Annotated in this window: 11 protein-coding genes; all 11 read right to left on the bottom strand. The window is 36.5% G+C overall.

What is annotated here, in order from left to right; genetic code table 11:
* Nucleotides 1-12 precede the first annotated feature (12 nt).
* Entirely contained in the window at nucleotides 13-648 is a 636-nt protein-coding gene (gene ytaF / locus JMM81_RS00430; protein ID WP_256239538.1) for a sporulation membrane protein YtaF, read from the bottom strand.
* A gap of 108 nt (nucleotides 649-756) precedes the next feature.
* Nucleotides 757-1,584 carry a DNA-formamidopyrimidine glycosylase gene (mutM, locus tag JMM81_RS00425; protein WP_256239537.1) on the bottom strand — a complete coding sequence of 276 codons (828 nt, stop codon included), beginning with the start codon at nucleotides 1,582-1,584 and terminating at the stop codon, nucleotides 757-759.
* A gap of 81 nt (nucleotides 1,585-1,665) precedes the next feature.
* Nucleotides 1,666-4,299, bottom strand: coding sequence for a DNA polymerase I (gene polA / locus JMM81_RS00420; RefSeq protein ID WP_256239536.1), 2,634 nt, complete (start codon nucleotides 4,297-4,299; stop codon nucleotides 1,666-1,668).
* Between the two features lie 168 nt (nucleotides 4,300-4,467).
* Entirely contained in the window at nucleotides 4,468-5,403 is a 936-nt protein-coding gene (gene hflC, locus JMM81_RS00415; protein ID WP_256239535.1) for a protease modulator HflC, read from the bottom strand.
* Nucleotides 5,396-6,358, bottom strand: a complete 963-nt coding sequence (gene hflK / locus JMM81_RS00410) for an FtsH protease activity modulator HflK (protein ID WP_256239534.1) — start codon at nucleotides 6,356-6,358, stop codon at nucleotides 5,396-5,398. The genes hflC and hflK overlap by 8 nt, the downstream gene beginning before the upstream one ends.
* 224 nt (nucleotides 6,359-6,582) lie before the next feature.
* Nucleotides 6,583-8,346, bottom strand: coding sequence for a two-component system histidine kinase PnpS (gene pnpS / locus JMM81_RS00405; RefSeq protein ID WP_256239533.1), 1,764 nt, complete (start codon nucleotides 8,344-8,346; stop codon nucleotides 6,583-6,585).
* A complete protein-coding gene (locus JMM81_RS00400; RefSeq protein WP_256239532.1) occupies nucleotides 8,343-9,062 on the bottom strand; it encodes a response regulator transcription factor in 720 nt (239 codons plus the stop codon). Before JMM81_RS00400 ends, pnpS begins: the two co-directional genes overlap by 4 nt.
* Nucleotides 9,063-9,180: 118 nt before the next feature.
* Nucleotides 9,181-10,119, bottom strand: coding sequence for a malate dehydrogenase (gene mdh / locus JMM81_RS00395; protein WP_256239531.1), 939 nt, complete (start codon nucleotides 10,117-10,119; stop codon nucleotides 9,181-9,183).
* Nucleotides 10,120-10,488: 369 nt separating this feature from the next.
* Entirely contained in the window at nucleotides 10,489-11,760 is a 1,272-nt protein-coding gene (gene icd / locus JMM81_RS00390) for an NADP-dependent isocitrate dehydrogenase (RefSeq protein WP_256240277.1), read from the bottom strand.
* A gap of 165 nt (nucleotides 11,761-11,925) precedes the next feature.
* Entirely contained in the window at nucleotides 11,926-13,047 is a 1,122-nt protein-coding gene (gene citZ, locus JMM81_RS00385; protein ID WP_256239530.1) for a citrate synthase, read from the bottom strand.
* Nucleotides 13,048-13,427: 380 nt separating this feature from the next.
* On the bottom strand, nucleotides 13,428-13,886 hold the full coding sequence (locus JMM81_RS00380; protein WP_256239529.1) for a DUF441 domain-containing protein: 459 nt from the start codon (nucleotides 13,884-13,886) through the stop codon (nucleotides 13,428-13,430).
* Nucleotides 13,887-14,048: the final 162 nt, after the last annotated feature.

Here is a 14,048-nt window from a genome sequence, read left to right as displayed (position 1 = left end):
TCGTTAAATGAACTAAATTTTCCATATTCCAATAATAATGAGGACGATTCCTGGGATAAACGAAAACCTTTGCAGCCATGCTTTTTGTGATAAAGAAGTCCCCAACTTAATTCCTAAAAACACCAGTCCTGAACTTAATACAGCCACTGCAATAGCTAAATATATCGGTGAAAATCCGAGCATCACAGCCCCTACACCTGCTCCAAAAGCATCTAGAGAAAGTGCCAGACCCAGCATGAAGGCCTCAACCCCTGTAATAGTCCCCGATTTATCAAAATCAGCAACCATTGGCTTTTTCAGAATATTAATCACAATTCCAAGTGATTTAATTTCAAAATTGATAATGACTTTTTCGTGGGGCAGTTGACCTTTTTCTTTTTCTGGATGAAAAAATTGGTAAATGACCCAAGCTCCTAGAGCAATTAAAATGACCCCACCAATTTTTTCAGCGAATGCTGGTGACATAAATTGTTCTAGTAAATGCCCTAAAAGCATAGCAACCATCAAGGTTGCAGCTGAGCAGCAGGCAATAATGGCGATCGACTTAAAAGGAATTCGCATTTTCCTTAGTCCATATGTGAATCCCACACTAAAGCTATCCAAGCTTACAGCCAAAGCTAACAATACAAGCGAAAGTATGTTTACCATTGGATTGATTAGGCTCCTTCCCTCATAAACCACTAGAATAGTTTATGAAAGGAGCCCTTCCACTGTTAACCAATTATTTTTTTATTATCCGGCGTATGGTCTTCCCTGTTATTGTTTTTGACAACTTGGACAAAAGACTGTCCCACGCCCACCCACTACAATTTTCACTAATGAAGTTCCACAAACTTTACAATCTTCTCCTTTTCGGCCATATACATTATGCTCAAGCTGAAACATTCCCATTTGTCCTTGTGAATTAACGTAAGACCGAACCGTACTGCCTCCTTTTTTAACGGCCTCTGATAGAGTATCAACAATTTGCTCGTAGAGGGTTCGCACCTCTGGTTGTGTAAGCGACTCAGCCATTCGTTCTGGATGAATCCGAGCTTTAAATAACGCTTCATCTACATAAATATTTCCGATCCCAACAACAACGGTTTGATCAAGCAATACTGATTTTATGTTACGTCTCTTATTTGCTAGTTTGGCAGAAAACTGACCAATATCAAATGTATCATCTAGTGGCTCTGGACCGAGTAAGGATAAAGGAGGTGTGGAAAATTCATCCCCTTTTTTAAAAAGATGCATCGTTCCAAATTTACGAACATCACGGTAACGAAGTTCGGTACCATCCGTAAAATGGAAAATAACATGCGTGTGCTTATCGACCGGTTCATTGGATCCAGAAAGAGCATATTTCCCTTCCATCCTTAAGTGGGATACGAGTGCATAGATTTCCGTATAAAAAAGGAGAAATTTCCCTCTTCGCTTAATATCGAGGATTGTCTGTCCCACTAGAGCATCTGAAAATTGCTCGACTTCCAATGGCTTTTTTATTATTTTAGTCCAATAAATGGAAACTGATTGAATTTGTTTATGGAGAACGAGCTCCTTCAATGTTCGTCTAATTGTCTCTACTTCTGGAAGCTCTGGCATAAGCCCCCTCCTTTATTAAATAAATGTCCACTACCAATGGACAAAGATAAGTCTTTTGTCTTTTCATGGTGCCTGACACCGCTACTTTGCATCAAACCAAGTTGGACCGTACGAATAATCAACTTTTAGCGGTACTTTTAATTCAATGGCATTTTCCATAACATCTGGAACAATAACCTGTAGCGCCTCAATTTCCTCTGGCGGTGCTTCAAAAATCAATTCATCATGCACTTGTAACAAAAGACGAGTTTTCAATCCTTCTACTGTAAGTCGGTCTGCCATATCGATCATGGCTTTCTTTATAATATCAGCGGCACTTCCTTGTATGGGTGTATTCATCGCTGTTCGTTCTGCAAAACTACGTAAATTGAAATTACGACTTGTAATCTCAGGAAGATATCTACGACGGTGCATTAATGTTGATACGTATCCCTTTTGCTTTGCATCTGCAACGATATCATCCATATATTCCTTTACCCCGGGATAGCTTTCCAAATAACGATTAATAAAATGGCCGGCTTCCTTCCTTGTAATCCTAAGGCTTTGGCTTAGTCCATAATCACTAATTCCATACACAATACCAAAATTGACTGCTTTCGCATGGCGACGCATATTAGAGGTTACTTCTTCTTTCTTCACATGAAAGACTTCCATCGCCGTTTTTGTATGAATATCCATCCCCTCTTTAAAAGCCTCAATCAACTTTTCATCCCCAGCAATATGTGCAAGTACACGTAATTCAATTTGCGAATAATCGGCTGCAAAAATGAGCCAACCTTCTTCAGATGGAATAAATGCTTGACGAATTTTTCTTCCTTCCTCTAAACGGATCGGGATATTTTGCAAGTTTGGATCTGTTGAACTTAAACGCCCCGTTTGAGTCAGAGTCTGATTAAAGATGGTATGAACTTTATCTGACTCTGGATGAATCACCTTTAGTAAACCTTCAATATAGGTTGATTGTAATTTCCCTAGTTGACGAAAGTGAAGAATTTGTCTAATAATTTCATGGTCATTTTCTAATTTTTCCAATACATCCGCTGAAGTGGAATAACCTGTTTTTGTTTTTTTGATCGCTGGTAACCCGAGTTTTTCAAACAATATGACCCCAAGCTGTTTTGGGGAATTAATATTAAACGTTTCACCGGCTAACGTATAAATATTATCTTCAAAATCATTCAATCTAGTCTTAAGTTCTTCTCCCATTGCCCGTAAACGTTCTCGGTCCACTTTTACTCCTTGGGATTCCATATCAGCTAAAATAAAGGAAAGTGGCATTTCAAGATCATAATATAATTCAAGCTGTTGATTATCTTTTAACTCAGCTTCCAGCTTTTCTTCTATATCATGGAGGACTAACGCTTTTCGGAGGAGATGATCAGCAAGTTCTTTTTCCTCTGGTATCCTTCGTTTTGCTCCCTTTCCGTAAAAAACCTCATCTGAATGAATAGCAAAAAACCCATATCTTTTTGCTACTGAAGCCACATCCTCAATGGTTTCTGATGGATTCGCTATATAGGAAGCAATTAATACATCAAACGTAATTCCTTTTAAATGGATTCCATGATGACGAAGAGCCACTTCAGACCGCTTTGCATCATAAACTGACTTCTTCTTCTCAGCATCTTCTGCCCATGCTTTGAAAATAGGAGATTCAATTGCTTTGCTAGTAGAAATAAAGTAGTGACCTTTTTCATTCACAAGTGAAAAGCCTACAACTTCAGCATAATGGTAATTATCCTCAAGAACTTCCACATAAAAAGCATTTTGTTCAGAAAATAACTCTTCCGTTACTTCTTCCACGAGTTCAAATTTAATATCTTCTAACTCATTCGATTCTCTGTTTGCAGGATCCTCTTCGATCTTATTCAACAATGAATGAAAACCAAGATCCTTAAATAATTGATTAAGCGTTTCCTGTTCAAACCCTTCATAATAGATATCATCTAATTGAACTTCCACGGGAGCATCCCTCATGATTGTTGCAAGCTCTTTACTTAAGATTGCCTGCTCTTTATACGTTGTAAGCTTTTCTTTTAATTTATTGCCACTGACTTTATCAATTGATGCTAAAAGCTCCTCTAGCGTATGAAATTCCTTCAGAAGCTTAATAGCCGTTTTCTCTCCTACACTAGGGACACCAGGGATATTATCTGATTTGTCTCCCATTAACCCCTTCATATCAATAATTTGTTCAGGTGCTAGACCATATTTTTCTTCGATATGAACAGGAGTGTACTCTTCAATATCTGTGATACCCTTTCTAGTAATTCCAACTGTTGTTTGTAACGAGCTTAACTGTGTTAAGTCTTTATCACCTGAAATGACCTTTACCTCATATCCCTCTTTTTCAGCTTGTAAGGACATGGTACCAATGATATCGTCAGCCTCATAGTTTTCTAACTCATATCTTGAGATTCGATAAGCATCCAGCAACTCACGAATCAATGGGAATTGCTCTGACAGTTCAGGTGGTGTCTTCTGTCTACCTCCTTTATATTCACTAAAGCTTTTATGACGAAAAGTTGTTTTTCCGGCATCAAAGGCCACGAGTATATGAGTTGGTTTCTCTTCCTCAAGAATTTTCATCAACATCATCGTAAATCCATAAATTGCATTCGTATGTATCCCTTTATCGTTATGCAAGAGCGGTAAAGCAAAAAAAGCCCGATAAGCAACGCTATTTCCATCAATTAACAATAATTTTTTTGACAAATTTAACACCCCTATTTCATTAGAAGACTCTATTAATGAGTATTGCTACATCGATAGAATGATTTAACAAAGCCCATTAAAAAAGCGAAAAAAACCGTTATTTTCCTGTCCTTAGTTTATCATGATTAAACAAGGAATGGAAAATAACGGCGTTACGATCGTATTAGATTACTGTGTATTGCCCATTAAGAAACGAGCATACGGAGAATCCGACGGTAATATGAGTACCGTTTCACCATCTATCGTCTTTTTATAAGATTCTAATGTACGGAATATAGAATAAAACTCCGGATCTTTCGAATAGGACTGATTATAGACTTTCGCTGCCTCTGCTTCTCCCTCACCTCGAATGGTCTCTCCATCCGCCTGTGCTGTTGATAACATTTCCTGTACCGTTTTGTCCGTTTGGGCTGTGATCTTATTCTTTTCCGCATCCCCCATGGACAAATATTCTTGTGCTTTTGATTCCCGTTCTGAAATCATCCGTGTATAAACGGATTGCTCATTTTCTTCTGGTAGATCTGTTCTTTTCATGCGAACATCCGTCACAGTAATTCCATACTTATCATTTGCTAGATATTCATTCACTTGATTGGTGATTCTATCATTTAATGAACCCCTTGATGACTTTTCATCGTTAATGATTTCGTCATAATTCAATTGTCCAAGCTCAGCACGAACGACCGAGTAAATAAACTCTTCCATTCTACTTTCTGCATTTTCAATCGTTCTTGCATTGCTAATCATTTGCTTTGGATTAACAACTTTCCAAATCGCATAATTATCGATAATGATTCTTTTCTTATCTCTTGTATTAATTTCAGCTTCTTTTACATCATAGATCATTTGATACTTCGGTAGAGATGTCACACTTTGAATAAATGGAATTTTATAGCTTAATCCTGGTTCATCTACGATACGAACTACTTCTCCAAACTGCCTAATAACCTTATATTCCCCTTCTTTTACAATAAAAAGGTTCGCAAAGATAAACAAAATAAGAGCAAGTAATAAGACAAGAAAGATTCCTATTTTCGTATAGCCTCTCCATTTGAAACTATTTCCACCCTTGTCTTTCATGTTCACGACTTTTGAATCATCCATTGTCTTCACTTCCTTTCTTTGTATCGTCCACTTTTGTTTCAAGCGGGCGAATCGGGAAGTATTTCATTGTATTTCCATCATCGTTCATAATATACACTTCAGCATTAGGAAGAACTTGTTCAATGGTTTCAATGATCAGACGTTCTCTTGTAATGGCTGAGTTTGTACGATACTCTTCATACAGTTTATCAAACACAGCTACCTCACCACGTGCTTTTTCAATACGCTCTGCCCGATCTCCCTCTGCATTAAGAATAATCGCTGCTTTTTCACCCTCAGCTTCATTCATTCGTTGATTTTCATATTTTCTTGCTTCATTAATCTTAGTATTCATTGTCTCACGAGCATCTGTTACATTTGTAAAAGCCTTTCGTACTTCATCATTCGGAAGTTCTACATCTTGCAATTTAACTGCTAAAATGGAAATTCCAATATCATACTCTTTTATTAAGGTAGATAATAAGTCCCTTACATTTGCTTCAATATCCGCTTTTCCTGATGTTAAAGCATCATCAATCTTTGAACTTCCAATAATACTCCGTAGTGAAGAGGCTGTTGCATCATATAATATTTCCTTTGGTTCAAGTGAGTTGTACAAGTACTTTGTTGGCTCAGTAATTTTCCATTGTACAACAAGATCAGCTAAAACAATGTTCTCATCACCTGTAATCATTTTGGTTTCTGCAGGGAATTCCTTTACTTCACCTTTTTCCTCTTGAAAACCAAACTGTAAGCTAAATGTTTCTTTCGATAGCTTTTCCACACTTTGAATTGGCCATGGCAATTTAAAATGTAGACCCGGTTCAGTTGTCCCTTCCTGGGCCTTACCAAATGTGAGAATTACAGCCTGTTCTGATTCATCTACCGTATACCAGCTTGTGAATGCAATTAAGCCCAATACGATAATAAGGAAAACAGCGGCCACTATCATATAAACTCTTTTTAGACTTATCATGCCCTCATCCTTTCCTCTACTAATCTATAACTCCTAATACGATTATACCTTAAAAAGGTTTCACTATCTCGAACTAAATAAAAGAGACGATAGCAAAGTTAGCTACCGTCTCTTTTATTTGGCTCCTTTGGATGAAGGGGTATTTCATTAATCATCTTAACAACATAGTGTTAAGATAACATAAACGTGATGTTAACATCATGTAAATATTTAGCATCCGCCTATTAATTGCGAGGAAATTTTTTATGTAGTTCTATGCTGAATGTTGTACCTTCTCCTACTTTACTTTCAACGATTACCTTTCCTTTATGAGCTTCCATTAAATGCTTAACAATTGCAAGCCCTAGTCCTGTTCCACCTGAATTTCGATCTCTCGCTTTATTTACTCGATAGAACCGTTCAAATATTCGTGGGATTTCTTCTTTTTCGATTCCCATTCCTGTATCCTTTATATGAATAACTACATTTTTTGAATTTTCTTCCATTCGAATACAGATATCTCCGCCCTGAGGTGTATACGAGACCGCATTGGAAATAATATTAATAAAAACTTGCTTGATTCGATATATATCCGCTTCTACAATTAATTCATTCGAATGATTTTCAAACTGAATATTAATTTCTTTTTCCTTAGCCTTCCCTTCTAAAATTCTGATCGCATCTTCAATAGCAACAACGATATCGATCGATTGTATCGATAAACTGAACCCTTCATTCTCTATTTTAGATAGTTCAAGAAGGTCATAAATTAAAGATTGAAGACGATCGCTTTCTTTTAAAATGATATGTAAAAAAGCTTCAAGCGTTTCTCTATTTTCCATGGCTCCTTCTAAAAGAGTTTCAGAAAAACCTTTTATCGAAGTAACAGGAGTCTTTAACTCATGAGACACATTTGCAACAAAGTCTTTTCTCATTTGCTCCAATTTCTTTATCTCCGTTATATCATGAAAAACAAGTAAAATCCCTTTCCAAACATCATTTGTTCCAATAATCGGTACTCCGTATACTTCAAAATGACGTCTTTCTATTTTAAAGGGTAAAACAATTTGTTTTTTTACTTTTTGTTCAGTCATAAAAATATCTTCAATGATTTTATTAATTTCTTGATGTTGAATAACCTCATAATAAAGCTTATAAAGATACTCCGATGTTTTCACCTGAAAGATTTCCTTGTATGTACGATTAATTAAATTAATATATCCACGGCTATCAATGAGGATTAGACCGCTTCCCATATTTTCAATAAGCGTACTAAGCCGATCCTTTTGCATTTCATGTGCCTTCATCATATCTTGGAGATTACGAGCTAAAATGTTTAAAGAGGAATTCAACATCCCTATTTCCCCGATTTGATCCTCATACGTTCGAGCTTGATAATTTCCTTTTGCTAATTCGAATGCAACATTTGTCGCTCTTTCAATCGGTTTTGTGTAACGATTCATTATTTTACGACCAAGAATTAAGATAACAATAAAAGCAAAACTAAAACTAACAGCTAAAAGCCACCAGATCTGTGAATATGCTTTTTTTAATTCTGTCATTTTTGTACTTAAGAGAACAAACCCTTCTTTCTTTCCCTCAATTAAAATTGGTTCCCAATAATAATGTAAATCATTAATGAGTTTGTATTCATTTATAGATTTTATTTTATTTTCAGATATACTTTTAATAACATCTTCATAATCTTCGTTACTTATTTGGCCCATCTCTCCACTATCGTAATGAACAATTCCCTCACTATTTATAATTGAAATTCTTGCATTTAATTGCTGACTGAAGTGCATCATTCTGTCCTGACGAATCGCCTGAATTCCCCCAACATCTTCTACATAAGCAGCAACAAGAATACTCTCTTTTTCAAGACGCTCGTTAAAATTATTTAAATAATAATTTTTGAATAGCTGACCTAAAATAATACCAAGTCCAATTAAAACAATGACGAGGAGTGTAATAAGCGTAAAAAGAAGTCTCGACCGAAACTTTATCATTCTCCTTTTGGCTCCTCAAGCTTGTACCCTAATCCTCTAATGGTTTTAATATAAACTGGTTTTTTTGTATTTCGCTCAATTTTTTCACGCAAATGACTAATATGGACATCTACTATTCGAGTGTCACCAGCAAAGTCATAATTCCAGACAGCACTTAATAGTTGATCACGAGTTAATACTCGACCTTTATTCTTCGCTAAATATAGTAATAATTCAAATTCCTTAGGCGTCAATTCTAATAATGTTTCCTCAAAGTAAGCTTCATATTGTTCTGGATAAATAGTTAAATTACTTATAATTAAGTTCTCTGTACCACTTTCCTGACTTTGTTCGGATGAATCCTTCTGAATTTGTGTTCTCCGTAATATAGCCTTCACACGTGCAACTACTTCTCGAGGGCTGAACGGTTTTGTCATATAGTCATCTGCGCCCAATTCAAGACCCAGTACTTTATCAAATTCATCGTCCTTTGCCGTTAACATTAAGATTGGTATGAAATTTTTCTGCTGACGAAGTTGCTTACAAACCTCCAAGCCATCCATTTTTGGAAGCATTAAATCAAGCACAATTAAATCTGGATTCTCCAGCAACGCCATATTCTTTGCTTCTTCCCCATCCATTCCGGTAATTACTTCATAACCTGCCTGTTGCAAATTATACTGAAGTAATGTCAGAATTGACTTTTCATCATCGACGACAAGCACCTTTTTCTCCATAATAGCCTCCATTTATATAGAATACGATTAAAAAACCCCTTTTCCAATGTACCCTTAATAATAATATACACATAAAAAAGAGCTATGTACATTACATAGCTCTTTTCAAATTTGCTTATTAGGCTAAGACAGCCATTACATTTTTCACAGATTCAGCTGAACGATCAAGCGCTGCTTTTTCTGCATCTGTTAATTGAAGTTGAATAACTTTCTCAATTCCATCGCCACCAATAATGGTTGGAACACCTAAATAAATTCCGTTATATCCAAACTCACCTTCAAGATAGGCAATAGCTGGAAGAACACGACGTTGGTCCTTAAGGATCGCTTCAGTCATTTCAGTAATGGATGCTGCAGGTGCATAATAAGCACTTCCATTACCAAGTAAACTAACGATCTCTCCACCACCTTTACGTGTACGTTCAACAATCTCATCGAGACGGTCTTGAGGGATCAATGTTTCTAATGGGATTCCACCAGCATAGGAGTATCGAACAAGCGGAACCATATCATCCCCATGTCCTCCTAACACAAATCCCGTCACATCTTTAACGGATAGGTTTAATTCTTGAGCAACAAACGTACGGAAACGAGCTGAATCAAGTACCCCTGATTGACCAATTACACGATTTTTGGGAAAGCCAGACTCTTGGAATACTGTATATGTCATAGCATCCACTGGATTTGTCAACACAATAATATAACTATTAGGAGAATATTTTACAACTTCTTTTGTAACAGCCTTCATGACTTTTTGGTTTGTTTGAACCAAATCATCTCTACTCATCCCTGGTTTACGTGCAATACCTGCAGTTATAATCACAACATCAGAATCTTTGGTATCTTCATAGTTTGATGTACCAATAATAGTAGAATCAAAGCCTTGAACAGGACTTGCTTCTAGCATGTCTAAAGCCTTACCTTTAGTTGGATTTTCCATTTGCGGAATATCAACTAGCACTACATCCCCTAATTCTTTTTGTGCAACAAATAGTGCAGTAGTTGCTCCTGTAAACCCACTACCAATAATAGATATTTTTTTGCGTGTCAAAGCCATGTCTCATCTCTCCCCTTTAATTTATTATAAATAGCCATATGCGTAGACATAATTAGCTATGATAACAAACATCCCCATGCTCGTATTTCATCTATATTAATTATCAAGCTCCATTGCTTAGCCCCTCAAGGTGAAGGCATAGAGTACCTTTTTCGAGAGACCCGTTATGTGCTTGTCAGGGGTGATCAAGGCGCTTGCACGTTTATTTTATCTAGCTTAAGCAGCCTCCCCCCTCAAGATCATAAGCCAATCCAACAAGGAGGTTAAAGAACAACCTTCTTGCCTGCTCGTCTCATGCTTGTCGGAGGTAAGCATTATACTTTACAAGAACAAGTTTGCCTTGTTCCAAAGGCGCTTCCGCTTTTAAGATTACTTCATGTTCTTAATTAGTTCATCCCCGAATTCAGAACATTTCACTTCTGTTGCTCCATCCATTAAGCGGGCAAAGTCATACGTAACCACTTTAGATGCAATGGTTTCTTCGACTGACTTTACAATCATTTTAGCTGCTTCATTCCAACCAATATGTTCAAGCAGTAACACTCCTGAAAGAATAACAGATGATGGATTCACCTTATCCAAACCTGCATATTTCGGAGCCGTACCGTGTGTAGCCTCAAAAATCGCATGTCCAGATACATAGTTAATGTTGGCACCTGGAGCAATTCCGATACCACCCACCTGTGCAGCAAGTGCATCAGAAACAAAGTCTCCATTCAAATTCATTGTTGCTACAACATCGAACTCACTAGGACGTGTTAGAATTTGCTGTAAGAAAATATCTGCAATAGAATCTTTCACAATGATTTTCCCTGCTGCTTCTGCTTCTTCTTGTGCTTTGTTTGCAGCATCTACGCCTTTTTCTTCTTTAATTCGATCATATTGAGCCCATGTAAATACTTTATCGCCGTATTCTTTTTCAGCTACTTCATAGCCCCAATTTTTAAATGCTCCTTCAGTAAACTTCATAATATTGCCTTTATGTACAAGCGTTACTGATTTTCTACCCTCTTTAAGAGCATATTCAATAGCAGCACGAACTAAACGACTTGATCCCTCTTGTGATACTGGCTTAATTCCAATTCCAGATGTTTCAGGGAAACGAATCTTGTCTACTCCAAATTCACTTTGTAAGTAACTAATTAATTTCTTTACTTCGTCAGAACCCTCTGCATACTCAATTCCAGCATAGATATCCTCTGTATTCTCACGGAAAATAGCCATGTCAGTATCTTGTGGACGTTTAACTGGTGAAGGAACACCTTCAAACCAACGTACAGGACGTAAGCACACATAAAGATCTAATTCTTGGCGAAGCGCCACATTTAATGAACGAATCCCTCCACCAACAGGAGTTGTTAATGGACCTTTAATAGCAAGTAAATATTCATTAATTACTTCCAATGTTTCTTTAGGAAGCCACTCGCCAGTTGCATTATATGCTTTTTCCCCGGCAAGAACCTCTGTCCAGACGATCTTGCGCTCACCATTATAAGCTTTCTCAACAGCAGCATCTAATACTCTTGATGCAGATGCCCAAATATCAGGACCGATTCCGTCCCCTTCGATAAATGGTACGATTGGATTGTTTGGTACATTTAAAACTCCGTTTGTGACTGTGATTTTTTGACCTTGCATAATGAGAATCTCCTTCCATTTTTAAACATGGAGCATTAATTAAATTGGTAGAGACTGATGTTCAGGTATAGGATTTGATGACTCAGCCTCTATCATAGCCCCTTACTATTAATATTAACCCATTTTACATAAAAGAAAAAATGAACTTTTCCTTTATGTACTTTTTTTTTATTTACTGCGTTCTTTTATTGGTACATAAACTTGCATTCCAGGCCCAGTATACTCTGCACGAGGACGAATTAAACGATTATTTTCATATTGTTCAAGAATATGTGCTAGCCAACCTGAAACACGACTAACCGCAAAAATTGGTGTAAATAAATCATGATCAATCCCTAAGCTATGATACATAGAGGCTGAATAAAAATCTACATTTGGTGGTAAATCCTTTTCACCCGTCACAATCTTTTCAATTTGAGTAGACATTTCATACCATTGAGGTTGCCCAGTAAGATTGCTTAATTTCTCAGACATTACTTTCAAATGTTTCGCACGTGGATCACCTTTTCTATATACCCGATGTCCAAACCCCATGATTTTTTCTTTATTCTCCATTTTTTCACGGACATATGCCTCAACATTTTCTGGAGACCCAATTTCTGTGAGCATTTTCATTACCGCTTCATTCGCCCCGCCATGTAAAGGACCTTTTAAGGCACCAATCGCAGCTGTAACTCCAGAATAAACATCGGATAATGTTGCTACACAAACACGAGCTGTAAAGGTAGATGCATTTAACTCATGATCCGCATGTAGAATAAGTGCTTTATTCATAGCCTCTTCTGCAATAGCTGCAGGTTCTTCTCCTGACATCATATATAAGAAATTAGCTGCAAAACTTAAGTCTTTTCTTGGTGATACAGGGTCTAAGCCTTTGCGAATACGAGAAAAAGCTGCGACAACCGCTGGCATTTTTGCTTGCAAACGAATGGCTTTTTGCTCATTAGCTTCAAAATCCATTAAGTCTGCTTCTTCATCGTATAGAGCTAATTGCGAAACAGCTGTACGAAGAGCAGCCATTGGATGCACCTTTTCAATTGGGTACATTTTGAAATGCTCAAGAATTCCTTGTGGAAGCTCGGCATTTTCAGCAAGTTGTTTTTTTAATTCATTTAATTGTGACGTAGTAGGTAGTTTTCTATGCCATAAAAGATAGATCACTTCTTCAAAACTAGCATTCACTGTTAAATCATCAATATTGTACCCCGCATACGTAAGTGTATCATCAATGATTGAACTAACTGAGGAAGACGTTGCAACTACCCCTTCAAGACCACGTGTAACTGTCATATAAAACCCTCTCCTTTTAAATAAATTCCCCTTGCAAGTTAAAATTTCCCCAAACCTTATCTATAAAAATATATTCAAAAAAATATGAATTATCAGAAAGAATTTTCTGAATTTTTCGTGTAGGAGGAAATAATTACCTCCTACTTAAGAAAAACGGATACTTGTAAGCTGTCAGTCTAAAACTAAATAGATTAAATTTTCAGATTGAGCGAGTGTTCAATTTTAAACCAAAAAAGAAAATGCTTACAATATTGATTAAGAATAACTCGAGTAGAAAACTAAAATAAATAATACTATAAATCTTATTATAAACAATTATCTGACTTTTGTGAACGAAAAGAACTTTAAATTTCCGGAAAAATTATTTTTTGGAAATTTTTTCAAAATATTTCAAGTATTTTCATGACTAAATAGGCTATTCCTGCACCTATTAAAGGACCTACGGCTACTCCTTTAAAAAGTGAAACAGCAAGGATTGTTCCTAAAACAAGGGCAGTTGTAATATGTGGATCTTTTGCCAATAATGTTACTCCACCTTTGGCTAACAGAGCAACAGCGATTCCGGATATAAGTGCAATCCAAGCATAGGGGGATTTAAAAGCTGCGGATAAATCTTTAAATCCAATTTCACCACTTGCAATTGGGGCCAATACGGCAATTGTAATAATCGTTACACCCCAATTAATTCCTTTGGACTGTAGATAAGAAAATGACTTTGCATCAAAACCGATAAGTTTCATGATGATCAAAACAAAAACAGCAATGATCAGTGATTGGTTCTTGGCAATCAATGCAATCGCCAATAAAAGTATTAAAAAGAAGGTGGCTTGCGATATCAAGGGGGGATTCTCCCTTCAATTGATTCTATATTATTTTATCATAACTTTTAAGCTCTAAAAAGCCATATGCTATTTCTTAACTCTTAAAATTAATTTATACCTATTTTCAGAATTAATTTTATTTTTATATTTACAGCCATCCTTTAATCCTTTATGTTCGTA

It is taken from the genome of Bacillus sp. V3B, from assembly GCF_024494465.1.
Classification (GTDB): domain Bacteria; phylum Bacillota; class Bacilli; order Bacillales; family Cytobacillaceae; genus Bacillus_BD.
Note: the sequence above shows the minus strand (reverse complement) of the source record. Positions and strands in the feature narration are given on the sequence as shown.

Bases quoted from the DNA above. Each gene is read 5' to 3' on its own strand.
- hflK (WP_256239534.1), bottom strand. From the start codon at position 6,358: ATGATAAGTCTAAAAAGAGTTTATATGATAGTGGCCGCTGTTTTCCTT.
- citZ (WP_256239530.1), bottom strand. From the start codon at position 13,047: ATGACAGTTACACGTGGTCTTGAAGGGGTAGTTGCAACGTCTTCCTCA.
- JMM81_RS00400 (WP_256239532.1), bottom strand. From the start codon at position 9,062: ATGGAGAAAAAGGTGCTTGTCGTCGATGATGAAAAGTCAATTCTGACA.
- pnpS (WP_256239533.1), bottom strand. From the start codon at position 8,346: ATGATAAAGTTTCGGTCGAGACTTCTTTTTACGCTTATTACACTCCTC.
- hflC (WP_256239535.1), bottom strand. From the start codon at position 5,403: ATGGATGATTCAAAAGTCGTGAACATGAAAGACAAGGGTGGAAATAGT.
- mdh (WP_256239531.1), bottom strand. From the start codon at position 10,119: ATGGCTTTGACACGCAAAAAAATATCTATTATTGGTAGTGGGTTTACA.
- mutM (WP_256239537.1), bottom strand. From the start codon at position 1,584: ATGCCAGAGCTTCCAGAAGTAGAGACAATTAGACGAACATTGAAGGAG.
- ytaF (WP_256239538.1), bottom strand. From the start codon at position 648: ATGGTAAACATACTTTCGCTTGTATTGTTAGCTTTGGCTGTAAGCTTG.